The organism is Pseudochelatococcus sp. B33, assembly GCF_053570585.1.
Map to the genome: position 1 here is coordinate 234,735 of NZ_JBSEFH010000002.1, position 23,028 is coordinate 257,762.

The following is a 23,028-nucleotide window of genomic DNA, read 5'->3' on the forward strand; positions in this document are numbered from 1 at the left end:
GCGCGGCGGGCAGGTAGCGGAAACCGCGCACGATTTAATGCGAAAAAGGTTTGCGATAACGCGCGAACGGCCTATCGTCCCCCGACGACATGTCATCGCAATGACCTGCATCAATTCGCGGGTAGCTGCGCGTTGTGGACGGTGAGAATTGACGGTAGGAAGGCTCATGGCGACCGAGAAAGAACCCACGGTTATCAAGAAGTACGCTAATCGCCGCCTGTATCACACGGGAACCAGCACTTATGTGACACTCGAGGATCTGGCCGGCATGGTACGCCAGGGCGAGGACTTCGTCGTGTTCGACGCCAAGTCCGGCGAGGACATCACCCGCTCCGTGCTGGCGCAGATCATCTTCGAGGAAGAGGGCAAGGACGGGCAGTCGCTGCTGCCGGTCGCCTTCCTGCGCCAGCTTATCCGCTTCTACGGCGACAGCATCGAGTCACTGGTGCCGAGCTATCTCGAATTCTCCATCGAGAACTTCACCCGCGAGCAGCAGAAGCTGCGCGAGAAATTCGCCCAGTCGTTCGGGCCGGCCGCCGCCTTCCATGCCATCGAGGAGCAGGTGCGCAACAACGTTGCAGTGTTCAACGAGACCTTGAAGCTGTTCGTGCCCTTCGCCCAGAAGACGGACGACCCGACCCGCCGGCCCGCCTCCGACCCGGCGCCCGCACCGGATGCGACGGATCTCGATGCCCTCAAGAAGCAGGTGGCGGAGCTGCAGCAGCGGCTCGATGCGCTCGCCGCGAAGAAGAACGACGGGGAGGGCGGCTGAACCCCGGCACGCCGCGCTGTCTCTTTAGTCGATGGATCGAACCGCAGGACAGTTTATTCGTTCACGAGTTTCGGCGTTCTTTCGCCTTGCGCAGATATTTCTCTTCCAGCCCGTCGCAGACTTCGTCGAGGTCATGAACCCGTCCCGCGTCGACGTCGGAAAGGCTTTGCGCAATCGCCCGGTCGAGCGCGCCAGCTTCCTCTTCGGCTCAAGGGCTGTTGCACTGCAACCGCCGTCAAGAGGCAGTACCATGCCGACCCTACGGGCGGGGTCCAGTCCCCGCTCGATCTCCGATCGCAGAACGGCGGCGAGCGCCGGCGGCAGGGATGCACCGCCGGCTTCGCAAAAGCCGAGCGACCCATAAAACGGCCGGTTGAAGGGAGCATGGCGGTCGGTCGTGAGCATCGCCGCCGCCAAGCCCCGCCGCCTTGCTTCCGCAACGGCTGCCAGCATCAGGGCACGGCCGATACCGCGCCCCTGCCGGTGCCGCCACACGTCGATCTCGCCGATATGGAGCGCACCGTCGCGTTCTGCCGCAGCAACGAAACCGAGCGGGGCATCGTCCTCATCCGCGGCGACGAACAGAAGCCCGTCCGCCACGCATTGCTCCATAATGGGACGTGGTGTCGCGGAAAGGTCTTCCGGCGGAATGGCTCCCGCCTCGATCAGAGCGCGTGCAGCGTCGATTTCCAGCTCCGCCAGACGGTCCAGCTCGTCGAGCCGCCCGGTCCTGATAGGGCCGGACCAGATCGCTTGCGTGCCGGGACCGTCGGCGTTGACCACATCAATCCGCAATCTTGGGGTCGAGCTCGCCCGAGGCGTAGCGCTTGGCAATCACGTCGAGCGGCAGCACCTTGATCTTCGCGGCGTTGCCGGCCGTGCCGAACTCCTCCAGCCGCTGCTTGCACAGCTTCGTCATCGCCTCCATGGCGGGCTTGAGGTATTTGCGCGGGTCGAACTCGGCCTTGTCGGTCGCGAGCACCTTGCGGATCGCGCCCGTCATGGCGAGGCGGTTGTCGGTGTCGATGTTGACCTTGCGCACGCCGTGCCTGATGCCGCGCACGATCTCCTCCACCGGCACGCCCCAGGTCTGCGGCATCTCGCCGCCGTACTGGTTGATGATGTCCTGCAGCTCCTGCGGCACCGATGACGAGCCGTGCATCACGAGGTGGACGTTCGGCAGGCGCTTGTGGATCTCCTCGATGACATGCATGGCGAGGATCGCGCCGTCCGGCTTGCGGCTGAACTTGTAGGCGCCATGCGAGGTGCCCATGGCGATGGCGAGCGCGTCGACCTTGGTCTTCCTGACGAAATCGACGGCCTGGTCGGGGTCGGTCAGGAGCTGGTCGTGCGACAGCTTGCCCTCGGCGCCGTGGCCGTCCTCCTTGTCGCCCTCGCCCGTTTCCAGCGAGCCGAGCACGCCGAGCTCACCCTCGACCGAAGCGCCGCCCCAGTGGGCGATATCGGCGACGCGCTTGGTGATGGCGACGTTGTACTCGTAGTCCGCCGGCGTCTTGCCGTCGGCCTTGAGCGAGCCGTCCATCATCACCGAGGTGAAGCCGTTCTGCAGCGCGGTGACGCAGGTGGGTTCGGCGTTGCCGTGGTCGAGATGCATGCACACCGGGATGTGCGGGTAGATCTCGACGAGCGCGTCGATGAGCCGCGCCAGCACCTTGTCGTTGGCGTAGGCGCGCGCGCCCCGGCTCGCCTGGATGATGACGGGCGCGTCCACCGCGTCCGCCGCCGCCATGATGGCGAGGCCCTGTTCCATGTTGTTGATGTTGAAGGCAGGCACGCCATAGCCATGCTCTGCCGCGTGATCGAGAAGCTGCCTCAGGGTGATGCGAGCCACGGTCGTCCTCCTAACGAAACGTATTTTTGACACTCAAGCCGCTGGCACGGCCTGTCCCGGCCGATTGCTCAGACGGCGTCCTTAGCTGTGCGCCAGCGCCGCCACGCCGGGCAGGGGCTTGCCCTCCAGCCATTCGAGGAACGCGCCGCCCGCCGTCGAGACGTAGGAAAAATCCTCCGCCGCCTGTGCCTTGTTGAGCGCCGCGATGGTGTCGCCGCCGCCCGCCACCGACACGAGCTTGCCCTCCCGCGTGCGCTCCGCCGCGTGGTGCGCTGCTGCCACGGTGCCGCGGTCGAAGGGCTCCAGCTCGAAGGCACCGAGCGGACCGTTCCACACCAGCGTACGCGCGTCGTCTATGGCCGCGCGCACGCGCTCGATCGACTGCGGGCCGATGTCGAGGATCATGCCGTCGTCCGGGATGGCGTCGAGGCCGTAGGCGTGGTTCTCGGCTCCCGCCTTGAAGTCCCACGCCACCACGGCGTCGACCGGCAGAATGATGGCGCAGCCGTGTTTTTCCGCCACCGCCAGAATCTGCCGGGCGGTGTCGACGAGATCGCGCTCGGCCAGGGACTTGCCGATGGAAACACCCTGCGCCAGCAGGAAGGTGTTGGCCATGCCGCCGCCGACGACGAGGGCATCCACCTTGGTGACGAGGTTCTCCAGCAGCGCGAGCTTGGTCGAGACCTTGGCCCCGCCGACGACCGCCACCAGTGGCCGCTGCGGCTCCTCGAGCCCCTTCGACAGCGCCTCGAGTTCCGCCTGCATGGTGCGCCCGGCGAACGCGGGCAGCCCATGCGCCAGCCCCTCGGTCGAGGCGTGCGCGCGGTGGGCGACCGAGAAGGCGTCGTTGACGTAGATATCGCCGAGCCGTGCGAGAGCGCGCACGAAGTCGGGGTCGTTCTTTTCCTCGCCCGCATGGAAGCGGGTGTTTTCCAGCAGCACGATGTCGCCGTCGCCGAGCGCCGCGACGGCGGCCTCGGCGGTGTCGCCGATTGTGTCCTCGGCGAAGGCGACGGGGCGTGCGAGCACCTGCGCCACGGTGCCGGCGAGCGGGCGCAGGCTTTCCTTCGGGTCACGGCCCTTGGGGCGGCCGAAATGCGACAGCACCACCACCCGCGCGCCCTTGTCGGCGAGCTCGCGGATCGTCGGCGTGGCGCGTTCTATGCGCGTGGTATCGGTAATGTGCCCGTCATCATCCGTGGGCACGTTGAGATCGACGCGCACCAGCACGCGCTTTCCCCTGACATCGGCTTCGTCGAGTGTGCGGAACGCCGTCATCGGCAGAAGACTCCCGTCAATAGCAAGGCGGGGCGATCCAGTGGCGACCAACGGCCGTCCCGCGCAGTCCCAGAAGAATCAGATCAGCTTGGCGAACGCGACGGCCGTGTCCGACATGCGGCTGGAGAAGCCCCATTCGTTGTCGTACCAGCTCAGCACGCGCACCAGCTTGCCGTCGATGACCTTGGTCTGGTCGAGGGCGAACACGGACGAGTGCGGATCGTGGTTGAAGTCGATCGACACGTTCGGCTGGTCGGTGAAGCCGAGGATGCCCTGCAGCGGACCCTGCGTGGCCGCCGCCTTGATGGCCGCGTTGATCTCCTCGACGCTCGTGGCGCGGCTCGCCACGAACTTGAAGTCGATGACCGAGACATTGGGGGTGGGCACGCGGATCGAGGTGCCGTCGAGCTTGCCCTTCAACGCCGGCAGCACGAGGCCCACCGCCTTGGCTGCGCCCGTCGAGGTCGGGATCAGGGAAAGGGCCGCCGCGCGGGCGCGGTAGAGGTCCTTGTGCACCTGGTCGAGCGACGGCTGGTCGTTGGTGTAGGAGTGGACCGTCGTCATGAAGCCGCTCTCGATGCCCACGAGATCGTGAAGCACCTTGGCGACCGGCGCCAGCGCGTTCGTGGTGCACGAGGCGTTCGAGATGACGAGGTGGTCCTTCGTGAGCCCATCGTGGTTGACGCCGTAGACCACGGTGAAGTCCGCGCCGTCGGCCGGCGCCGAGACGATGACGCGCTTGGCGCCGGCCTCGAGGTGCGCCGCCGCCTTGTCGCGGGCGGTGAAGATGCCGGTGGACTCAAGCGCGATGTCGACGCCGAGCTCCCGGTGCGGCAACTGGGCCGGATCGCGCACGGCAGTGACCTTGATCGGGCCGCGGCCGACGTCGATGGTGTCGCCGTCGACCTTCACCTCGCCCGGGAAGCGGCCGTGCACCGAGTCGAAGCGCAGCAGGTGGGCGTTGGTCTCCACCGGGGCGAGGTCGTTGATCGCCACCACCTCGACGTCCGTGCGGCCGCTCTCGATGATGGAGCGCAGGATGTTGCGCCCGATGCGCCCGAAGCCGTTGATTGCTACGCGAACCGCCATGTTTCCGTCTCCTCGCAGTCAGAATTGCCGAATCGTTCAGTGTTGTGAGTTGTGGCGCGCCAGCACTTTCTCGGCCACCGCTTCCGCCGTGATGCCGAAATAGGCGTAGAGGTCCTTGTAGGGCGCGCTGGCGCCGAAGCCGGACAGGCCGACGAAGACGCCGTCCGGGCCGATCACCGCATCCCAGCCGAAGCGCACCGCCGCCTCGACCGCGACCTTGATCGGCGCGTTGCCGACGATGGCCTGACGCACGTCGTCGGGCTGGTCCAGGAACAGCTCCAGCGACGGCACCGATACAACGCGCGCCGCGACGCCGCGTTCCCGCAGCAGCTTCTGCGCTGCGAGCGCGATCTCGACCTCGGAGCCCGAGGCGAAGATCGTCGCCAGCGCCACGCCGTCGGCCGGCGACAGCTCGTAGGCGCCGGCGGCCGAGAGGTTCTGCGGCGCGGGTTCGGTGCGCACGGCGGGCAGGTTCTGGCGGGTGAGGGCGAGCAGCGTGGGGCCGGTGGTGCGGCCGAGCGCGATCTGCCACGCCTCCGCCGTCTCGACCGCATCGGCCGGGCGCAGCACGCGCAGGTTCGGGATGGCGCGCAGCGCCGCCAGATGCTCGACCGGCTGGTGCGTCGGCCCGTCCTCGCCGAGCCCGATGGAATCGTGGGTGAAGACGTAGATGGCGGGCGTGCCCGTCAGCGCCGCGAGCCGGATGGCGGGCCGCGCATAATCCGAAAACACCAGGAACGTGCCGCCGGCCGGCCGGTAGCCGCCGTGCTGGAGGATGCCGTTCATCGCCGCCGCCATGGCGTGCTCGCGGATGCCGTAGTGGATGTAGCGGCCGCTGTAGTCGCCCGGCGCGACGGCCTTCAGGTCCTTCGTGCGGGTGTTGTTGGAGGGCGTGAGGTCCGCGGACCCCAAAAGCAGCTCGGGCACTTCGCTGACGAGCGCCTCCAGCGCCAGCTCGCTCGCCTTGCGGGTGGCGAGCGTCGGCTTGTCGGCGACGAGCCGCGTCTTGAGCGCGTCGATGGCCGCGTGCAGACGGCGCGCGTCCGGCTCGCCGGTGATGCGACGGGCGAATTCCGTCCGTTCCGCCTCGGGCTTGGCCGCGAGTCTCGCCTGCCAGCCCTCGCGCGCCTCCTTGCCGCGCGCGCCGATCTCGCGCCACGCGTCGAGGATGTCGGCCGGGATCTCGAACGGGCCGTGGGGCCAGCCGAGCGCCTCCTTGGTGGCGACGAGCTCCTCGGCGCCGAGCGGCTCGCCGTGGGCCTTCGACGTGCCCGCCTTCCTGGGCGAGCCGTAGCCGATGATGGTCTTGGCCGCGATCAGCGTCGGCCGCTCGCTTTTCTGGGCGCTCAGGATCGCGCCGGCGATGGCTTCCGGATCGTGGCCGTCGACCCTGAACGCGTTCCAGCCGGCGGCCTCGAAGCGCTTCACCTGATCGACCGAATCGGAAAGCGATAGCGGGCCGTCGATGGAGATGCCGTTGTCGTCCCAGATCACGATGAGGCGATTGAGTTTGAGATGCCCGGCGAGCGCGATGGCCTCGTGGCTGATGCCTTCCATCAGGTCGCCGTCGGAGGCGAGCACATATGTGAAGTGATCGACGAGATCGCGGCCGAATTCGGCGTTGAGCAGCCGCTCGGCCAGCGCGAAGCCGACGGCGGTGGCGATGCCCTGCCCGAGCGGGCCCGTGGTGGTCTCGATGCCCGGCGTGACGAAGTTCTCCGGGTGGCCCGGCGTCTTCGAATGGAGCTGGCGGAATCGCCGCAGCTCGTCGAGCGTGACGGTGGCGGAGCCGGTGAGATAGAGCAGCGCGTAGATCAGCGTCGAGCCGTGGCCGGCGGAGAGGACGAAGCGGTCCCGGTCGGGCCAGGCGGGGTTGGCGGCATCAAACTTGAGGAAGCGCGAGAACAGCACGGTGGCGACATCGGCCATGCCGAGCGGCAGGCCAGGATGCCCGGACTTCGCCTTCTCCACCGAGTCGATCGCCAGGGCGCGGATGGCGTTGGCAAGCTCTTTATGCTCGACTTGTGCTGTCACGGGGGCAATCCTCTGATCGTGAGCGGATGCGGAGCCGGTGCGGGCCGGCCTTTCGAGTGGATGACGGTTCGATTAATCCGGCTTGATAGCAGGCTGTATCCCCAAGTCAAAACATAAGTGCCCGCTATCGCGTATTGACGGGCGGGAATCGCCCGTTCACCCTGCGCGAAATCGGGAATTGTCATTATTCACCCGGATGAGGGCAGCATCATGTCGCTCGCTGAAGCGCTAGAAAGGCTCGAAGCCGCCATCGCCGCGCTGGAACGCGCCGGCGTGCGCCGGCTCGAGCGCGAACGGCGCGGCGGCGATCTGCCGGCCGAGCTCGCGCTCGCCCAGGACGACCGCGCGCGGCTCGCCGTCGAGCTCGACGGGGCGCTGGCGCGGGTCACCACGCTCGAGGCCGTGGCCGGCGACGTGGACGAGCGCCTCGCGGCGGCGCTCCAGCGGGTCGAGGCCGTGCTCACGGGTGAGCGGGGGAACTGAAGTCATGGCCGAGGGCGGCGTCTCCCAGGCATCTGTCGCGCATGTGTCCGTCACCATCGCCGGCCGCACCTACCGCATGGCGTGCGAGGCGGGCGACGAGGCGCGAATCGTGGCGCTCGCCGCCAAGGTCGATGCCCGCATCGGCGAACTCGCCGCCGCCTTCGGCACCATCGACGATCTGCGCCTCACCGTCATGGCCGCGTTCTCCATTGCCGACGATCTCGCAGCCTCCGAGCGGCGCGTCGCCGACCTGCAGGCGGAGCTCGCCGCCGAGAAGGCGCGGGCCGGGGAGCAGGAGGCGCGTTTTGCTCAGGCCATCACCGCCGCCGCCGAGCGCGTCGAGGCCGTCACCGCCGACCTGACGCCGACCGTGCAGGCGTGATCGGTATGTTGTGATCGGTATCTTGTGATCCATTTCCGCCGGTTAATGAGTTCTCCATTTGTTTCTGATAAATGGAGCAGATGACGGGACGAAAGGTGATTCGCATTCTGGGAATCGATCCGGGATTGCGCCGCACGGGCTGGGGCGTGATCGCGGTGGCGGGTTCGCGGCTGTCGTTCGTCGGCTGCGGCTGCGTGGAATCGGATGCGGCGCTGCCCTTGGCCGGCCGCCTGCGGCAGTTGCACGACGGGCTGAACGGGGTGTTGCGCGCGTGGTCGCCGGACGAGGTGGCGGTGGAGGAAACCTTCGTCAACAAGGATGCGCAGGCGACGCTGAAGCTCGGCCACGCCCGGGCCGTGGCGCTGCTGGTGCCGGCGCTCGCCGGGCTTGCGGTTGCGGAATACGCCGCCAATCAGGTCAAGAAGACGGTGGTGGGCGTCGGCCATGCCGAGAAGGCGCAGATCGCCGCCATGATCCGTGTGCTGCTGCCGCTCTCCGACGCCCGCACGCCCGACGCCGCCGACGCGCTCGCGGTCGCGATCACCCACGCGCACCATCGCAAGTCCCACGGCCTGCTCGGCCGCGCCCTGGCGGAAGCAACGTCATGATTGGCAAGCTGAAGGGCATCGTCGACAGTCATGGCGAAGATCATGTCATTCTCGACGTGCACGGTGTCGGCTATCTCGTGCATTGCTCGGCGCGCACCCTGCAGGCGCTGCCCGCCTCGGGCGAGGTGGCCTCGCTCGCCATCGAGACCGTGGTGCGCGAGGACATGATCCGCCTCTACGGCTTCCGCACCGAGGCCGAGCGCGAGTGCTTCCGTCTCCTGCAAACGGTCCAGGGCGTCGGCGCCAAGGTGGCGCTCGGCATCCTGACCGTGCTCGATCCGGGAGCGCTGACGACGGCGATCGGGCGCGGCGACAAGACGGCGCTCGCCCGCGCGCCCGGCGTCGGCCCGCGCCTTGCCGCGCGTCTCGTGTCGGAATTGAAGGACAAGGCGCCCGCCTTCCTGCCCGGCCCCGGCGAGACGGCCGCGCCGCTCGCGCCCGCGCTCACCCCGGACGCGCCGCAGCCGGTGGCGGATGCGGTATCGGCGCTGGTCAATCTGGGCTACGGCGAGCCGCAGGCCGCGCGCGCCGTAGCCGCGGTGGCGGAACGGGCAGGTGAGGGGGCCGAGACGGCGGCGCTCATCCGCCTCGCGCTCAGGGAGCTTGCCGCATGAGCCGGAAGACGTCGTCATGAGCAAGGGCGTTCTCACCCCCCACGAGCGCGAGGACGATCAGGAGCTGTCCCTGCGGCCGCTGGCGCTCGGCGAGTTCATCGGCCAGGCGCAGGCGCGGGCAAACCTTGCCGTGTTCATCGAGGCGGCGAAGACGCGCAGCGATGCGCTCGACCACGTGCTGTTCGTCGGCCCGCCGGGGCTCGGCAAGACGACGCTCGCCCAGATCGTGGCGCGGGAGCTCGGCGTCAATTTCCGCTCGACCTCCGGGCCGGTGATCGCCAAGGCCGGGGATCTGGCGGCGCAGCTCACCAATCTCGACGAGCGCGACGTGCTGTTCATCGACGAGATCCACCGTCTCAACCCGGCGGTGGAGGAGATTCTCTATCCCGCCATGGAGGACTACCAGCTCGACCTCATCATCGGCGAGGGGCCGGCGGCGCGTTCCGTCAAGATCGACCTGCCGAAGTTCACGCTCGTCGGCGCGACCACGCGGCAGGGCCTGCTGACGACGCCGCTGCGCGACCGCTTCGGCATCCCGATCCGGCTGCAGTTCTATACGGTGGAGGAACTGGAGCTGATCGTCACGCGCGGCGCCAGGGTCATCGGCATCGGCATGAGCCCGGACGGCGCCAACGAGATCGCGCGCCGCGCCCGGGGCACGCCGCGTATCGCCGGGCGCCTGCTGCGCCGGGTGCGGGACTTCGCCGTGGTCGGCGGTTCCGACATCATCACCCGCCCCATCGCCGACCGGGCGCTGCAACTGCTCGAGGTCGACGGCGCCGGGCTCGACCTGATGGACCGGCGGTACCTCACCATGGTGGCGCAGTCCTTCGGCGGCGGGCCGGTGGGCATCGAGACCATCGCCGCCGCGCTGTCCGAGCCGCGTGACGCCATCGAGGAGATCATCGAGCCCTATCTCATCCAGCAGGGGTTCGTGCAGCGCACGCCGCGCGGGCGCGTGCTGACACCCCACGCCTTCAGCCACCTCGGGCTTGCCGTGCCCGCCGCCCGGCGGCCGGCCGCGCAGACCGGGCTGTTCGACGAGGAGACCGACGATGAGCCGTGACGCCACGACCCCGCCGGCCCCAAGGGCCGGCATCAATGAGGCCGGCATCAATGAGGCCAGCCTCAACGAGGGCGGTCCCTGGCCCGATCTCGCCGGCCGGTTCGAGGGCCGGACGCATATCCTGCCGGTGCGGGTCTATTACGAGGACACCGACTTTTCCGGCATCGTCTACCACGCCGGCTATCTGCGCTTTCTGGAGCGCGGGCGCACCGACAGCCTGCGGCTCGCCGGCGTCGGCCAGGCGGAGCTGCACGCGGGCGGCGAGGGGCTGGTCTTCGCGGTGCGCCGCCTCACCATCGACTACCACCGCCCGGCGCTGATGGACGATGTGCTTGAAGTCCATACCCGAACGGAGGACGTGCGCGGCGCGTCACTGGTCATCGCCCAGCGGATACTGCGTCGCGATGAATTGATCGTTTCCGCCGACGTGCGCGTGGCCGCGATCGCCGGCGGGCGGCCGGTGCGCATCCCCGACGCGCTGCGGCGCGTGCTCGCGGGCGAGGCGGCCTGAAAATCAGGGCTTGATCGGCGGCGTAACGTGGCGTTAACCGTAGTCGGTATTATCTAACGACGAAGCGAGGTCTCGCAGAGGCTCCGTCACGACAATGTTGGCGGCCCTCATTTCGACAGATTTGTAAGCGACCCAGAAATAGAGAAGCGTCATCGTTGTGAATCCGTTGTGCGGTCGTGCGGAAACAACCGTTCGGGCGGGCGTGGCTTCGGACGTTGGCGGATATCGGACATTCGCGGATCTGGACATTCGCGCAATGGCGCCGCGCCCACTGTGTGAAAGGACTACCGATGCCAACCGCCGCCGTGATCCAGACGGCCCTGCCAGCCGCCGGCAACGAGATTACGCTGTTCGGCATGTTCTGGCAGGCGCATATCGTCGTCAAGCTGGTGATGATAGGTCTCATCGCGGCATCCGTCTGGTGCTGGGCGATCATCATCGACAAGTCGCTGCTGTTCGGCCGCTACAGGCGATCCATGCAGCAGTTCGAGGAGGTGTTCTGGTCCGGCCGCTCGCTGGAGGAGCTCTACCGTTCTCTGGAGGAGCGGCCCGTGCACGGCATGCAGGCGCTGTTCCAGGCGGCGATGCGCGAGTGGAAGCGCAGCGTCAGTGGCCAGCGGCTCGCGATCGGCAGCCTCCAGCAGCGCATCGACCGGGCGCTCGACCTCGCCATCCAGCGCGAGGGCGAGCGGCTGCAGTCGCGGCTCGGCGTGCTGGCGACAGTGGGATCGTCGGCGCCGTTCATCGGCCTGTTCGGCACGGTGTGGGGTATCATGACGAGCTTCCGCTCCATCGCGGCCTCCAACAACACCAGCCTCGCCGTCGTCGCGCCCGGCATCGCGGAAGCGCTGTTCGCGACCGCGATCGGCCTGCTCGCGGCCATCCCGGCGGTCATCGCCTACAACAAGCTGCAGGCCGAGGCCGCCCGCGCGCAGGCCCGGCTCGAGGGCTTCGCCGACGAGTTCTCGTCGATCCTGTCGCGCCAGCTCGACGAGCGCGCGGCCGCCTGAGCCGGGAGAATGGGAATGGGCATGTCCGCTGGCGGAACGGGATCTGGAGGCGGGCGGCGCGGCCGCAGGGGCTCGCGCGCGCCCGCCGTGATCTCCGAGATCAACATGACGCCGTTCATAGACGTGATGCTGGTGCTGCTGATCATCTTCATGGTCGCGGCGCCGATGATGGTCGTCGGCGTGCCGCTCGACCTGCCGCAGACCGCGGCGAAGCCCCTCAACATGGAGCACAAGCCGCTGACCGTCTCCGTCGACGCCACCGGCCGCGTGTTCGTGCTCGATGCGGAACTCACGGATGCCGATCTCGCCGAGCGGCTGCGCGCGGTTGCGCCGGCCGGCGAGGAGGAGCGCATCTACGTGCGCGGCGCCAGGGCGGTCAACTACGGGCGGGTGGCGGAAGTCATGGCGCTGATCACCGCCGCCGGCTTCAAGAAGGTCGCGCTCGTCACCGAGCCGGACCCCGCCAAGCTCGCCGCCGGATCGAACTGAGGATGCCGTGTTGCGTTTCTCGCGGAAAGAGCCTGGACTGATCGCCTCGGCGGCGGCGCACGCCGCCCTGCTGACGGCCGCCGTCGTGGCCTTTTCGTCGCCGCCGAAATTCGCCGACCAGCAGGAATCCATCGCTGTCGAGGTGATTTCGGAGGAAGCCTTCTCGACCATGACCCAGGGCGACCGCACAGCCAAGACCGTGCAGGAGACGCCGCAGCCGCGCGTCGACCGGGTGGACGAGATCGAGGCGCAGAAACCCGAGCCCGGCGAGGAGAAGCGCGACGTGCCCGCGCCGGTGGCGCGCCCTGTGGCCGAGGACAAGTCGGAAGACCGGGCCGTGGCCGAACCCTTGCCCGCGCCCCCTGCGCCCGCGCCCCCCGAGCCCGCGCCGACGCCTGCGCCCGCGCCGGCCCCGGAACCGCCGCCCGAACCGGTGAAGGTGGCCGAGCCCACGCCCCCGCCGCCGATGCCCCAGCCGCGTCCGCAGCAGCTCGCACAGGCGCAGGAACCGAAGCCCGAGCCGCCCAAACCTGAACCGCCGAAACCCGCGCCGAAGAAGCCCGAGCCGCCCAAGCCCGAGCCGCCGAAGCCCGAACCGCCCAAGCCGGCGCCGCCCAAGCCCACGCCGCCGAAACCGGCGCCGACGAGGGCGGCCTCGCGCTCGACCGTCGAGAAGCCGGCCAACGCCGATTCCATCGAGAAGCTGCTCGCGAGCCGCGACAGGCCGCAGGCGTCAGGCTCCACCGGCCGCCAGCAGCAGGCGGCATCGGCCGGCACGCGCACCGGCAACGCGCCGAAGCTGTCGCTGTCGCAGCGCGACGCCATCGGCAACCTGATGAAGGAGCAGATCGGACGCTGCTTCTCCGCGCCGCCGGGCATGGCGGACGTGACGACCTCGCCGGTCATCAGGGTATCGCTCAACGAGGACGGCACGCTCGCCGGCCCGCCGCAGGTCGTCAGCGGCGCGGGCGACGCGGCGTCGCGCTCCTTCGCCGAGAGCCTGATGCGGGCGATCCGCCGCTGCGCGCCCTATACGTTCCCGGCGCAGTACGCGCCCTATTACAACGACTGGCGCGACTGGCGCATCGATGCCGCGCCCGGCGACTTCCTCGGCTGAGCGGAGGCAGGATGACGACAGCCCTCCCCATCGGCCGGCCCGGGCGCACTCCCCGCACAGACACAGCGCCCGGCCGCGGACGGGCGCCGGAGCGCCGCCGGCGATCCGACATCGCGCCTTCGCGCAAAGCGCCGATCATTCCTTTCGAGCAAAATGCATCAAACCTCAATCGCCATTTTGCTCTATCTCTTTGTTCGTGCATCAAATTCATCCAAAAAATGGTGCCCATTCTTGGGTTTGATGCAAAAAGCGGCGCCATGCCGCCGCGCCCTTCCTTTCTGAAAACCATGCGGTTTTCGACCGAGAGATTGCCGACGATGAAGACGATCGCCCTGCTGCCCCGAATCGCCGCCGCCGCCGCGCTGGCGCTGGTGTGGTTCGGTCTCACCCTGCCAAGTGCGCGCGCCGAGATATCGATCACCCTCGACAGCCCCACCTTCGAGCCGTTGCCGATCGCGATCGCCGATTTTTCGGGCGATCCGGAAGTGGCGGCCGGCATCACCGATGTCGTGACCAACAATCTGCGCCGTATCGGCTATTTCGCGCCGATCGATCCCGCGGGCTTTCCCGACAGGGCGCCGAACTTCGACGCTGTGCCCGACTTCGCCGCCTGGCAGGCCATCAACGCCCAGGGGCTGGTGACGGGCCGGGCGGTGCGTGAATCGGGCGGGCGCATCCGGGTGGAGTTCCGCCTGTGGGACGTGTTCGCCGGCCAGCAGCTCACCGGTCAGCAGTATTACACCGACCCGGTGAACTGGCGGCGCATCGGCCATATCATCTCCGACGCGGTGCTCACCCGCATCACCGGCCTCAAGGGCATGTTCGACACCCGCGTGGTGTTCGTCGACGAGACGGGCACGAAGGAGAATCGCCGCAAGCGGCTCGCCGTGATGGACCAGGACGGCGCCAACCTGCGCTACCTGACGCGCGGCGAGGAACTCGTCGTGTCGCCGCGCTTCTCGCCAGTGTCGCAGGAAGTCGCCTTCATGTCGCAGCGCCTCAACGAGCGCACGCGCGTGCAGCTTCTCAACATCGAGAGCGGCCAGCGTGAGGTCGTCGGCAGCTTTCCCGACATGACGTCGAGCCCCCAGTTCACCCCCGACGGCCAGCAGGTGGTGCTCAGCCTGCAGCAGGGCGGCAACGCCAACATCTACGCCATCGCGCTGCGCTCGCGCACGACGACGCGCATCACCTCGACGAACGCCATCGACACCGCGCCGTCGTTCTCGCCCGACGGCGGCCGCATCGTGTTCGAGTCGGACCGCGGCGGCGGACCGCAGATCTACGTCATGAACGCCGACGGCTCCAACCAGCAGCGCATCTCGTTCGGCGAGGGGCGCTACAGCCAGCCGGTGTGGTCGCCGCGCGGCGACTATATCGCCTTCACGCGCTCGCGCGCCGGCCAGTTCGCCATCGGCATCATGAGGCCCGACGGCTCGGGCGAGCGCATCCTCACCGAAGGCTACCACAATGAAAGCCCCACCTGGGCGCCCAACGGCCAGTTCATCATGTTCTTCAGCGATCCCGGCGGCGAGGGCGGCGGCCGGCTCTATATGGTCGACGTCACCGGGCGCGTCAGGCTGCAGGTGCCGACCCCCTCCTATGCCTCCGATCCCGCCTGGTCGCCGCTGGTGAGCGATCTGCGCTGACGGGCGTGCGTCGATGTCGCGTGCGATTTCGCACAAATAGTGCTATCTGGTTCCGATTTTTTATTTTTCAGGAGAAGTTACGATGTTTGGCCTCAAGGTTTCTGCCGGTTTCAAGGCGGCCGCCATCCTCGCGGCGGTGCTGGCGCTCGGCGCCTGCGCCTCCAAGACCGATCAGGCGGGGGGTGCGGGTGCGGGCGGCGCCTATGGCGCCGGCGCGGCGACGCCGGGCTCGGCGCAGGATTTCGTCGTCAATGTCGGCGACCGCGTGTTCTTCGAGACCGACAGCACCAATCTGTCGGCCACCGCCGTGGCGACCCTCGACGGCCAGGCCGCATGGCTGCAGCGCTACCCGCACTACACCTTCCTGATCGAGGGCCACGCCGACGAGCGCGGCACGCGCGAATACAACTACGCGCTCGGTGCGCGCCGCGCCCAGACGGTGTATGACTACCTCGTCTCGCGCGGCATCCAGTCGAACCGCATCCGCGTCGTGTCCTATGGCAAGGAACGGCCGGTGGCGGTGTGCAACGACATCTCCTGCTGGTCGCAGAACCGCCGCGCGGTCACGGTCCTCGACCGCCCCGCCGGATCGTGAACGGAGACGGCCCGCGGGCGCGCCGCCGTGAGGCCGCCTCCCCGCGGGCCGATTTCTTGCTATCAGGCGATTTCTTGCTATCAGGAAGGGATACTTCCAACTGACGCGGTGGACGGTTTCGGGTAAGAGTATCTGTCCGTGATCGACCGACCATCGCATAGGAGAGGACGAGGTTCTTTGCTGATGACCCTACGTCGTTTATTCGTTTCCGGCGCCGGACGGGCGCTGGCGGCATGTCTGCTGCCGGCGCTGCTGTTCGCCGCGGCTGTCGTGCCCGCCGCCGCGCAGGACGCCTCGGAGTTCTTCCTGCGCCTGAACCGGCTGGAGAACCAGGTGCGGGAGCTCGCCGGCACCGTCGAGAAGCTCGAGTTCGAGAACCGCCGCCTGCAGGACCAGCTCAGGCGCTTCCAGGAGGATGTCGAGTTCCGCTTCCAGGAATCGGAAGGCGGGGGGGCTCCGGCCCAGCCGCCGGCCCGGCAGAAACGCTCCGACCTGACCCCCGCCGCGCCGCAGGCCGACGGTCGGGGTGCGCAGCCGGAGATCACCCAAACCGCGACGCCGGCAGTGCCGGCGTCGTCCATCTCGGCCCAGGCCGTCGCGCCGGGGGCCGCCGCGGCCACCTGGGAAGCCGAGGGCATGGAAGAGGCCGAATTGGCCGAAGGGGACGAAGCGGCCGCCGAGGTCCGGACAGCCCGCGGGACATGGGAGCCGGGCGGGGAGCCCGTGGTCGCCGAGGCGCCGGCGCTGGCCCTGCCGCGGATCGACACCCCGGCCGTCATCGGGCAGGACGTGGACGGCGGCGCTGGCCGGCCGCTCGACCTCGGCGCAGTGGCGGGCGCGGGACGGGCGGATCCGTTCCAGAACCCCCAATCCGCCGCCATCGTGCCGGCCATCGACGCGGCCACTGCCGGCATTCCCTCCGTCGCGGCCACCGCGCCGGGCGACCCGCAGATCGGCTACAGGAATGCCGAGGCGTCGCTGCGCCGGCAGGACTACGAGGCCGCCGAAATGGGGTTTCGCGAATTCCTGCAGAGCCATCCGCGCGACAAGCTGGCGCCCGAGGCCACCTTTCACCTGGGCGAGAGCTATTTTTTCCGGGGCCGCTACCGCGAGGCCGCCGAACAATATCTGAAGCTGACCACCACCTATTCCGCGAGCGCGCTCGCGCCGGAAGGCATGCTCAAGCTCGGGATGTCGCTCGACGCGCTCGGCGCTCGCGACCAGGCCTGCGCGACCTTTTCGGAAACCGCGCGCAAGTTTCCGAGCGCCAGCACCGAAGTGCGGCAGGGGATCGCCCGCGCCCGCAGCCGCGCCAATTGCGCCTGAGGCATGCGCAAGGGCGCCCGGACGGACGCCCGCGCGGACCGCGGCGCCGGGAGTTCCCCGCTGCAAGGCTTTCACTGCAAGGCTTTCACTGCCAGCGTCCGCCCGGTTGAGCCGGCCTCATGACCGACGTTAAAGACATTCCCTCCGTTCAGGACATTGCGCCGCTGTTGCGTGATCCGCGCCGCTCGCCGTTCGATACCGTGGCGGACGACGCGATCGGCGCGCTTTTCGCGCCGCTGTCGTCCGCGCCGGGGCTGGTGCTCGCCGTCTCCGGCGGCCCCGATTCGCTCGCCCTGCTGCTGCTCGCCGCGCGGTGGCGGACGTTGTGCGGCCAGACGTTGCGCGGTGAGGCGGCCGACGGGCCGGCGTTTCTCGTCGCCAGCGTCGATCACGGTCTGCGCCCTTCCGCCGTCGCGGAGGCGCGCGCGGTGGCGGGGCTTGCTGGGCGGCTCGGGTTCGAGGCCCGGGTGCTCGCGTGGCGGGGCGACAAGCCGCGCCACGGCGTGCAGGAGGCCGCCCGCGAGGCGCGCTACCGGCTGCTGGCGGAGGCGGCGCGGGAGATCGGCGCGAGCCACGTCGTCACCGCCCATCACCGCGACGACCAGGCGGAGACGGTGCTGATGCGCCTTGCCGGCGGCAGCGGCGTCGGCGGGCTCGCGGCGATGCGGCCTCTGGCCGCACTGGCGGGAGGGGCCGTGCTGCTGGCCCGGCCGCTGCTCGGCCTGCCCAAGGAGCGGCTCGTCGCCGTCGCGCGCGAGGCGGGCGTCGCCGCCGTCGACGATCCGGCCAACCGCGATCCCCGCTTCGCCCGCGCGCGCCTGCGCGGCCTCGAGGCGGAGCGCGCGGCGCTCGGGCTGAGCACAGGGCGGCTGGCGAAGCTCGCCGAGCGCTGCGCCCGCGCCGACGATGCGCTCACCGCCATCGCCGCCGGGCGTTTTGCCGCGCTGGCGGACGCGGATGCCGACAATCATCACGCAGGACGCCTGACGCTGTCCGCCGAGCTGTGGCGCGAGCCGGAGGAAGTCGTGCTGCGCGTGATGATGCTCGCCGTCGTCCGGGTGACGGAGAGGGCCGGCCGGCCCGTTCCCCTGGAGCGGCTGGAACGCCTCGTGCAGGACATGCGTCTGGCGAGAGAATCGGCCGCCGGCCTGCGCCGCACCCTGCACGGCGCGACGGTGCGCCTTTTGCCGTCGGGCGAGACCGCGCTCGCGCGGGAGCCGCCGCGTCGGCGGGGAACGGGACCGGCCAAGGCCGGCGATGGCGGATAATCCCGCGCGCGGCAGGCAGTTGCGGAAAGCAGGCAGGCTTGCCGGCACGATTATTGTCGGCATCTGCGCCCCCAAGACCTTGGCAAGCGTGGGCGGTACGCCTAAATTACGGCAGGATGCGCTGTAACGCCGGGGCCGAGGATGCGGTGTCGCGGCGGGGCCGCTATCACACGAGGCGCTATCGGCAATCGCGGCCTCTCAACCTTGCGGGATGACAGACACGAGATGAACCCCAATTTTCGGAATTTTGCCCTGTGGGTCATCATATTCCTGCTGGTGCTGGCCCTGGTGAGCCTGTTCCAGAACCCCGGACAGCGCGGCAGCAGCAATGAAATTCCCTATTCGCAGCTCCTGAACGATGCGGAGGCCGGCGGCATTTCCGCTGTCACCATCTCGGGGCAGGAGATCACCGGCACGTACCGGACCGGCGGCACCTTCCGCACCTACGCGCCCTACGATCCCAATCTCGTTTCGACGCTCGCCGAGAAGGGCGTGCAGATCACTGCCCGGCCGCCCAGCGATTCGACCCCCTGGTTCGTGGCGCTGCTGGTCAACTGGCTGCCGCTCATCGTGTTCATCGCCGCGTGGATCTTCCTGTCGCGCCAGATGCAGAACGGCGCGGGGCGGGCCATGGGCTTCGGCAAATCCAAGGCCAAGCTCCTCAACGAGGCGCACGGGCGCGTGACCTTCGAGGACGTCGCCGGCGTCGAGGAGGCCAAGGAGGACCTGCAGGAGATCGTCGAGTTCCTGCGCGACCCGCAGAAGTTCCAGCGCCTCGGCGGGCGCATTCCGCGCGGCGTGCTGCTCGTCGGCCCGCCCGGCACCGGCAAGACGCTCATCGCCCGCGCGGTCGCCGGCGAGGCCAACGTGCCGTTCTTCACGATTTCGGGATCGGACTTCGTCGAGATGTTCGTCGGCGTCGGCGCCTCGCGCGTGCGCGACATGTTCGAACAGGCGAAGAAGAACGCGCCCTGCATCATCTTCATCGACGAGATCGACGCCGTCGGCCGCCACCGCGGCGCCGGGCTCGGCGGTGGCAACGACGAGCGCGAGCAGACGCTGAACCAGCTCCTCGTCGAGATGGACGGCTTCGAGGCCAACGAGGGCGTGATCATCATCGCCGCCACCAACCGGCCCGACGTGCTCGACCCTGCGCTGCTGCGTCCCGGCCGCTTCGACCGCCAGATCGTGGTGCCGAACCCCGACGTGCTGGGCCGCGAGCGCATCCTGCGCGTGCACGTGCGCAAGGTGCCGCTGGCGCCGGACGTCGACCTCAAGACCATCGCCCGCGGCACGCCCGGCTTCTCGGGCGCCGACCTGATGAACCTCGTCAACGAGGCGGCGCTGCTCGCGGCCAGACGCGGCAAGCGCATCGTCACCATGGCGGAGTTCGAGGACGCCAAGGACAAGGTCATGATGGGCGCCGAGCGGCGTACCCTCGTCATGAGCGAGGAGGAGAAGCGCCTCACCGCCTATCACGAGGCCGGCCACGCCATCGTGGCGCTCAACGTGCCCGCGACCGATCCCGTGCACAAGGCGACCATCATTCCGCGCGGGCGCGCGCTCGGCATGGTCATGCAGCTGCCCGAACGCGACAAGCTCTCCATGAGCTACGAGCAGATGACCTCGCGGCTCGCCATCATGATGGGCGGGCGCGTGGCGGAGGAGATCATCTTCGGCCACGACAAGGTGACCTCGGGCGCCGCCTCCGACATCCAGCAGGCGACGCGCCTCGCGCGGGCCATGGTGACCCAGTGGGGCTTCTCCCAGGAGCTCGGCACCGTCATGTACGGCGAGAACCAGGACGAGGTGTTCCTCGGCATGTCGGTCGGCCGCCAGCAGAACGTGTCCGAGGCGACGGCGCAGAAGATCGACGCCGAGGTCCGCCGCTTCGTCGAGGCCGGACTGGTCGAGGCGCGCCGCATCCTCGTCGAGAAGGGCGACGATCTCGAACGGCTGGCCCACGGCCTGCTCGAATACGAGACGCTCTCTGGCGACGAGATCGTCAACCTGCTCAACGGCAAGCCGCCGGTGCGCGATGCCGGCGATCCCACGCCCTCGCGCGGCTCGCCCGTGCCCTCGGCCGGGCGCAACAAGCCCAAGGACGAACCGGGGCAGGGGCTGGAGCCGCAACCGCAACCCTGACCTCGGGCGATCCTGACGGGTCAGGCCCAGCAAGACGACGGCCGGAGCGATCCGGCCGTTTTCATGTCCGCCGACACATTTGCCCATAATTCTTGAATTGATCGCGCCGCGCCCGACGGTATTAGGATTTTGAAAGTGGTTGCCTGTACCATGTCTGCTCGCGATGCGCCGGGAGCGTGATGCCGAGACGCAACGCAGCAAGCCGCAAACCATCGGGCAGCAGAGCGCCAAGTCATGAAACACACAGTCACGAAACGCCGAGCAAGTCAGCGTGAGCCAGCGGAACGACAGATGACGCGCAGCTATTTTGGAACCGACGGAATTCGTGGTCGCGCCAACTCGGTGATCACCCCCGAGCTGGCGCTGAAGGTGGGGCAGGCGGCGGGGCTCACCTTCCGCCGCGGCGACTACCGCAACCGCGTCGTGATCGGCAAGGACACGCGGCTTTCCGGCTACATGATCGAGAACGCGCTCGTCGCCGGGTTCACCTCGGTGGGCATGGACGTGCTGCTGCTCGGCCCGATGCCGACCCCCGCCGTGGCGATGCTGACGCGCTCCATGCGCTGCGATCTCGGCGTGATGATCTCCGCCTCCCACAACCCTTACGAGGACAACGGCATCAAGCTGTTCGGTCCCGACGCCTACAAGCTGTCGGACGAGGTCGAGGGCGAGATCGAGGCGCTGATCGGCGCCGATCTGCGGCTTCGGCTCACCAGCTCCGAGCGCATGGGTCGCGCCAAGCGCATCGAGGGCGCGCACGCGCGCTATATCGAATTCGCCAAGCGCACCCTGTCGCACAACGGCGGCGCGCCGGAGAAGGCGCTCAGCCTCGACGGCCTGCGCATCGTGGTCGACTGCGCCAACGGCGCGGGCTACCGCGTCGCCCCGGAGGCGCTGTGGGAGCTGGGCGCGGAGGTGGTCGCCATCGGCGTGGAGCCGGACGGCTTCAACATCAACCGTGACGTGGGCTCGACCGCGCCCGCCGCCCTCATCGCCAAGGTGCACGAGACGCGCGCCGACATCGGCATCGCGCTCGACGGCGACGCCGACCGGGTCATCATCGTCGACGAGAAGGGGCGCGTCGTCGACGGCGACCAGCTCATGGCGGCCATCGCCACGCTGTGGAAGGAGGACGGACGCCTGTCCCGCCCCGGCCTCGTCGCGACCGTGATGTCGAACCTCGGCTTCGAGCGCTATCTGCGCAGCATCGGGCTTGAACTCGCCCGCACGGCGGTGGGCGACCGCTACGTGCTGGAGCGCATGCGGGCGGAGGGATACAACCTCGGCGGCGAGCAATCCGGCCACGTCATCATGGCCGATTACGGCACGACCGGCGACGGCCTGCTGGCGGCGCTGCAGCTGCTCGCCGTGATCCGCCGCCGCAACAGGCCGGTGAGCGAGGTCTGCCACCTGTTCGAGCCGCTGCCGCAGGTGCTCAGGAACGTGCGCTTCGCCAAGGGCGCGCCCTCGGACGAGGTGATCTCGCCGGTGGTGGAGCGCGGGCGCGAACGCCTCGGCCAGGGCGGACGCCTGCTCGTGCGCCCCTCCGGCACCGAGCCCGTCATCCGCGTCATGGGCGAGGGCGACGACCGCGCGCTGGTGCATGCCGTGGTCGACGACATCGTCGAGGAGCTGTCGAAAGCCGTGGCCTGACGCGATGGTCCCCCATTCCCCGCTTGGTTAACGGATAGGGTTAATGCGTTGTTTACCCTATTCGGTGACAGTGCCTCCAGACCCGCCCTCATCGGGCGGCGGGGTTCCGGAGGCAAGGGCGGATGGCGTTTCGAAGAATCTGTATCGGCGCGGCGGGTGCGCTGGCGGCTTTCCTGATGGCGGCTCCCGCCGGGGCCGACGATGTCCCGCTCGGGCTTCAGACCGCTGAACCGGCCGCCGCCGCCGCCGACGCGCTGCCGGAAGCGCCCGATCTCGACGCCATCCCGTTTTTCGCCGCCGGCGACAATGCCTTCTACCTGCGGGCCGATGCCGGATTCGGCGCGCTCACCGCCGGCAGCGCGCTGACCGCCAACGGCCGCTTCAATCCCGGCCTCTCCGGACCCTTCATCGCCGGCGCGGGCGTCGGCTACAGGTTCGGCTACGTCCTGCGCGCGGATGTCACGGCCGAATATCGCTCGCGCGCGGACATCCACACCGCCGACGGGGTGCGTGCCCGCCTGTCGGGCGCGACGGTGCTCGCCAATCTCTATGCCGACATCGGCACCTGGCACGGCGTCACGCCCTATGTCGGCGCGGGCGCGGGCGTGGCGTGGAACCGGCTTGCCGGCGCGTTCGGAGATCGGGACCGGACGAACTTCGCCTGGGCGCTCGGCGGCGGCTTCGCCGTCGAGGTGACGCCACAGGTGAGCCTCGATATCAGCTACCGCTATCTTCACACGGGCGCGGTGCGCTCGCCGACGCTCGCGCTGCGCGAAAGCGGCTCGCACGACGTGCGCATCGGCCTGCGCTGGTGGTTCGGCAAGGCGGCTGCCGGCGATCTGCCCTGACAGCGATTTTTCCAGTTCATTGATGGCGTGAGTGAAGCCGGCGATGCGGAAGGCAGGTTCCGCATCGCCGGCTTTGTGTCATTTCGGTGCATTAAAAATGACGCACCGCAGCGCACTGTCATGCCTTCGTTATTGGGGTATGGCAAAGACTCGCGGAACGAAGAGCCAGTATTCCAGCCGGACGTTTCACTATTGGATGGGTTTGTTCCGGCTCAAGGCTGACGGATGGGAACTCTGGT

General features: G+C 68.8%; 22 protein-coding genes. 17 read left to right on the forward strand and 5 right to left on the reverse strand.

Going from position 1 to position 23,028, the window contains the following annotated elements; translation table 11 throughout:
- Nucleotides 1-166: 166 nt before the first annotated feature.
- Nucleotides 167-772, forward strand: a complete 606-nt coding sequence (gene phaR / locus ACUSIJ_RS02915; protein ID WP_449306856.1) for a polyhydroxyalkanoate synthesis repressor PhaR — start codon at nucleotides 167-169, stop codon at nucleotides 770-772.
- Nucleotides 773-796: 24 nt separating this feature from the next.
- Here phaR and ACUSIJ_RS02920 read toward each other — a convergent pair whose 3' ends face one another.
- The 5 genes from ACUSIJ_RS02920 to tkt all read right to left on the reverse strand — a co-directional run bounded on the left by ACUSIJ_RS02920 (nucleotide 797) and on the right by tkt (nucleotide 7,025).
- A complete protein-coding gene (locus ACUSIJ_RS02920) occupies nucleotides 797-1,555 on the reverse strand; it encodes a GNAT family N-acetyltransferase (RefSeq protein WP_449306857.1) in 759 nt (252 codons plus the stop codon).
- 1 nt (nucleotide 1,556) lies between these two features.
- Nucleotides 1,557-2,624, reverse strand: a complete 1,068-nt coding sequence (gene fba / locus ACUSIJ_RS02925; RefSeq protein ID WP_449306858.1) for a class II fructose-bisphosphate aldolase — start codon at nucleotides 2,622-2,624, stop codon at nucleotides 1,557-1,559.
- Nucleotides 2,625-2,705: 81 nt separating this feature from the next.
- Nucleotides 2,706-3,902 carry a phosphoglycerate kinase gene (locus tag ACUSIJ_RS02930; RefSeq protein ID WP_449306859.1) on the reverse strand — a complete coding sequence of 399 codons (1,197 nt, stop codon included), beginning with the start codon at nucleotides 3,900-3,902 and terminating at the stop codon, nucleotides 2,706-2,708.
- Nucleotides 3,903-3,980: 78 nt separating this feature from the next.
- A complete protein-coding gene (gene gap, locus ACUSIJ_RS02935) occupies nucleotides 3,981-4,991 on the reverse strand; it encodes a type I glyceraldehyde-3-phosphate dehydrogenase (RefSeq protein ID WP_449306860.1) in 1,011 nt (336 codons plus the stop codon).
- Nucleotides 4,992-5,027: 36 nt separating this feature from the next.
- Entirely contained in the window at nucleotides 5,028-7,025 is a 1,998-nt protein-coding gene (gene tkt / locus ACUSIJ_RS02940) for a transketolase (RefSeq protein WP_449306861.1), read from the reverse strand.
- A 210-nt stretch (nucleotides 7,026-7,235) separates the two neighbouring features.
- Here tkt and ACUSIJ_RS02945 point away from each other — a divergent pair, with 210 nt between their 5' ends.
- The 16 genes from ACUSIJ_RS02945 to ACUSIJ_RS03020 all read left to right on the forward strand — a co-directional run bounded on the left by ACUSIJ_RS02945 (nucleotide 7,236) and on the right by ACUSIJ_RS03020 (nucleotide 22,789).
- Nucleotides 7,236-7,508: a DUF4164 family protein gene (locus ACUSIJ_RS02945; RefSeq protein WP_449306862.1), complete on the forward strand. Its 273-nt coding sequence runs from the start codon at nucleotides 7,236-7,238 to the stop codon at nucleotides 7,506-7,508.
- A gap of 4 nt (nucleotides 7,509-7,512) precedes the next feature.
- Entirely contained in the window at nucleotides 7,513-7,890 is a 378-nt protein-coding gene (locus tag ACUSIJ_RS02950) for a cell division protein ZapA (RefSeq protein WP_449306863.1), read from the forward strand.
- Between the two features lie 80 nt (nucleotides 7,891-7,970).
- Nucleotides 7,971-8,498 carry a crossover junction endodeoxyribonuclease RuvC gene (ruvC, locus tag ACUSIJ_RS02955; RefSeq protein ID WP_449306864.1) on the forward strand — a complete coding sequence of 176 codons (528 nt, stop codon included), beginning with the start codon at nucleotides 7,971-7,973 and terminating at the stop codon, nucleotides 8,496-8,498.
- On the forward strand, nucleotides 8,495-9,112 hold the full coding sequence (ruvA, locus tag ACUSIJ_RS02960; RefSeq protein WP_449306865.1) for a Holliday junction branch migration protein RuvA: 618 nt from the start codon (nucleotides 8,495-8,497) through the stop codon (nucleotides 9,110-9,112). Before ruvC ends, ruvA begins: the two co-directional genes overlap by 4 nt.
- A 16-nt stretch (nucleotides 9,113-9,128) precedes the next feature.
- Nucleotides 9,129-10,178 (forward strand): Holliday junction branch migration DNA helicase RuvB, encoded by a 1,050-nt coding sequence (ruvB, locus tag ACUSIJ_RS02965; RefSeq protein ID WP_449306866.1) that lies wholly within the window; start codon nucleotides 9,129-9,131, stop codon nucleotides 10,176-10,178.
- Nucleotides 10,168-10,689, forward strand: a complete 522-nt coding sequence (gene ybgC, locus ACUSIJ_RS02970; RefSeq protein WP_449306867.1) for a tol-pal system-associated acyl-CoA thioesterase — start codon at nucleotides 10,168-10,170, stop codon at nucleotides 10,687-10,689. The genes ruvB and ybgC overlap by 11 nt, the downstream gene beginning before the upstream one ends.
- A 290-nt stretch (nucleotides 10,690-10,979) precedes the next feature.
- Nucleotides 10,980-11,699 carry a protein TolQ gene (tolQ, locus tag ACUSIJ_RS02975; protein ID WP_449306868.1) on the forward strand — a complete coding sequence of 240 codons (720 nt, stop codon included), beginning with the start codon at nucleotides 10,980-10,982 and terminating at the stop codon, nucleotides 11,697-11,699.
- Nucleotides 11,700-11,714: 15 nt separating this feature from the next.
- On the forward strand, nucleotides 11,715-12,188 hold the full coding sequence (locus tag ACUSIJ_RS02980; RefSeq protein ID WP_449306869.1) for an ExbD/TolR family protein: 474 nt from the start codon (nucleotides 11,715-11,717) through the stop codon (nucleotides 12,186-12,188).
- A gap of 10 nt (nucleotides 12,189-12,198) precedes the next feature.
- Nucleotides 12,199-13,305: a hypothetical protein gene (locus ACUSIJ_RS02985; protein ID WP_449306870.1), complete on the forward strand. Its 1,107-nt coding sequence runs from the start codon at nucleotides 12,199-12,201 to the stop codon at nucleotides 13,303-13,305.
- Nucleotides 13,306-13,622: 317 nt separating this feature from the next.
- Complete coding sequence (tolB, locus tag ACUSIJ_RS02990; RefSeq protein ID WP_449306871.1) at nucleotides 13,623-14,954, forward strand: Tol-Pal system beta propeller repeat protein TolB; 1,332 nt, start codon at nucleotides 13,623-13,625, stop codon at nucleotides 14,952-14,954.
- Between the two features lie 82 nt (nucleotides 14,955-15,036).
- A complete protein-coding gene (gene pal / locus ACUSIJ_RS02995; RefSeq protein WP_449306872.1) occupies nucleotides 15,037-15,549 on the forward strand; it encodes a peptidoglycan-associated lipoprotein Pal in 513 nt (170 codons plus the stop codon).
- Between the two features lie 183 nt (nucleotides 15,550-15,732).
- Entirely contained in the window at nucleotides 15,733-16,875 is a 1,143-nt protein-coding gene (gene ybgF / locus ACUSIJ_RS03000; RefSeq protein WP_449306873.1) for a tol-pal system protein YbgF, read from the forward strand.
- 119 nt (nucleotides 16,876-16,994) lie between these two features.
- Complete coding sequence (tilS, locus tag ACUSIJ_RS03005) at nucleotides 16,995-18,143, forward strand: tRNA lysidine(34) synthetase TilS (RefSeq protein WP_449306874.1); 1,149 nt, start codon at nucleotides 16,995-16,997, stop codon at nucleotides 18,141-18,143.
- 225 nt (nucleotides 18,144-18,368) lie between these two features.
- Complete coding sequence (gene ftsH, locus ACUSIJ_RS03010; RefSeq protein ID WP_449306875.1) at nucleotides 18,369-20,288, forward strand: ATP-dependent zinc metalloprotease FtsH; 1,920 nt, start codon at nucleotides 18,369-18,371, stop codon at nucleotides 20,286-20,288.
- A gap of 291 nt (nucleotides 20,289-20,579) precedes the next feature.
- Nucleotides 20,580-21,941, forward strand: coding sequence for a phosphoglucosamine mutase (gene glmM / locus ACUSIJ_RS03015; RefSeq protein WP_449306876.1), 1,362 nt, complete (start codon nucleotides 20,580-20,582; stop codon nucleotides 21,939-21,941).
- A 122-nt stretch (nucleotides 21,942-22,063) separates the two neighbouring features.
- Nucleotides 22,064-22,789: an outer membrane protein gene (locus ACUSIJ_RS03020; RefSeq protein ID WP_449306877.1), complete on the forward strand. Its 726-nt coding sequence runs from the start codon at nucleotides 22,064-22,066 to the stop codon at nucleotides 22,787-22,789.
- Nucleotides 22,790-23,028: the final 239 nt, after the last annotated feature.

Bases quoted from the DNA above. Each gene is read 5' to 3' on its own strand.
- phaR (WP_449306856.1), top strand. From the start codon at position 167: ATGGCGACCGAGAAAGAACCCACGGTTATCAAGAAGTACGCTAATCGC.
- ACUSIJ_RS02930 (WP_449306859.1), bottom strand. From the start codon at position 3,902: ATGACGGCGTTCCGCACACTCGACGAAGCCGATGTCAGGGGAAAGCGC.
- gap (WP_449306860.1), bottom strand. From the start codon at position 4,991: ATGGCGGTTCGCGTAGCAATCAACGGCTTCGGGCGCATCGGGCGCAAC.
- ACUSIJ_RS02945 (WP_449306862.1), top strand. From the start codon at position 7,236: ATGTCGCTCGCTGAAGCGCTAGAAAGGCTCGAAGCCGCCATCGCCGCG.
- ACUSIJ_RS02950 (WP_449306863.1), top strand. From the start codon at position 7,513: ATGGCCGAGGGCGGCGTCTCCCAGGCATCTGTCGCGCATGTGTCCGTC.
- ruvC (WP_449306864.1), top strand. From the start codon at position 7,971: ATGACGGGACGAAAGGTGATTCGCATTCTGGGAATCGATCCGGGATTG.
- ruvA (WP_449306865.1), top strand. From the start codon at position 8,495: ATGATTGGCAAGCTGAAGGGCATCGTCGACAGTCATGGCGAAGATCAT.
- ruvB (WP_449306866.1), top strand. From the start codon at position 9,129: ATGAGCAAGGGCGTTCTCACCCCCCACGAGCGCGAGGACGATCAGGAG.
- ybgC (WP_449306867.1), top strand. From the start codon at position 10,168: ATGAGCCGTGACGCCACGACCCCGCCGGCCCCAAGGGCCGGCATCAAT.
- tolQ (WP_449306868.1), top strand. From the start codon at position 10,980: ATGCCAACCGCCGCCGTGATCCAGACGGCCCTGCCAGCCGCCGGCAAC.
- ACUSIJ_RS02980 (WP_449306869.1), top strand. From the start codon at position 11,715: ATGGGCATGTCCGCTGGCGGAACGGGATCTGGAGGCGGGCGGCGCGGC.
- tolB (WP_449306871.1), top strand. From the start codon at position 13,623: ATGAAGACGATCGCCCTGCTGCCCCGAATCGCCGCCGCCGCCGCGCTG.
- pal (WP_449306872.1), top strand. From the start codon at position 15,037: ATGTTTGGCCTCAAGGTTTCTGCCGGTTTCAAGGCGGCCGCCATCCTC.
- ybgF (WP_449306873.1), top strand. From the start codon at position 15,733: ATGACCCTACGTCGTTTATTCGTTTCCGGCGCCGGACGGGCGCTGGCG.
- tilS (WP_449306874.1), top strand. From the start codon at position 16,995: ATGACCGACGTTAAAGACATTCCCTCCGTTCAGGACATTGCGCCGCTG.
- ftsH (WP_449306875.1), top strand. From the start codon at position 18,369: ATGAACCCCAATTTTCGGAATTTTGCCCTGTGGGTCATCATATTCCTG.
- glmM (WP_449306876.1), top strand. From the start codon at position 20,580: ATGACGCGCAGCTATTTTGGAACCGACGGAATTCGTGGTCGCGCCAAC.
- ACUSIJ_RS03020 (WP_449306877.1), top strand. From the start codon at position 22,064: ATGGCGTTTCGAAGAATCTGTATCGGCGCGGCGGGTGCGCTGGCGGCT.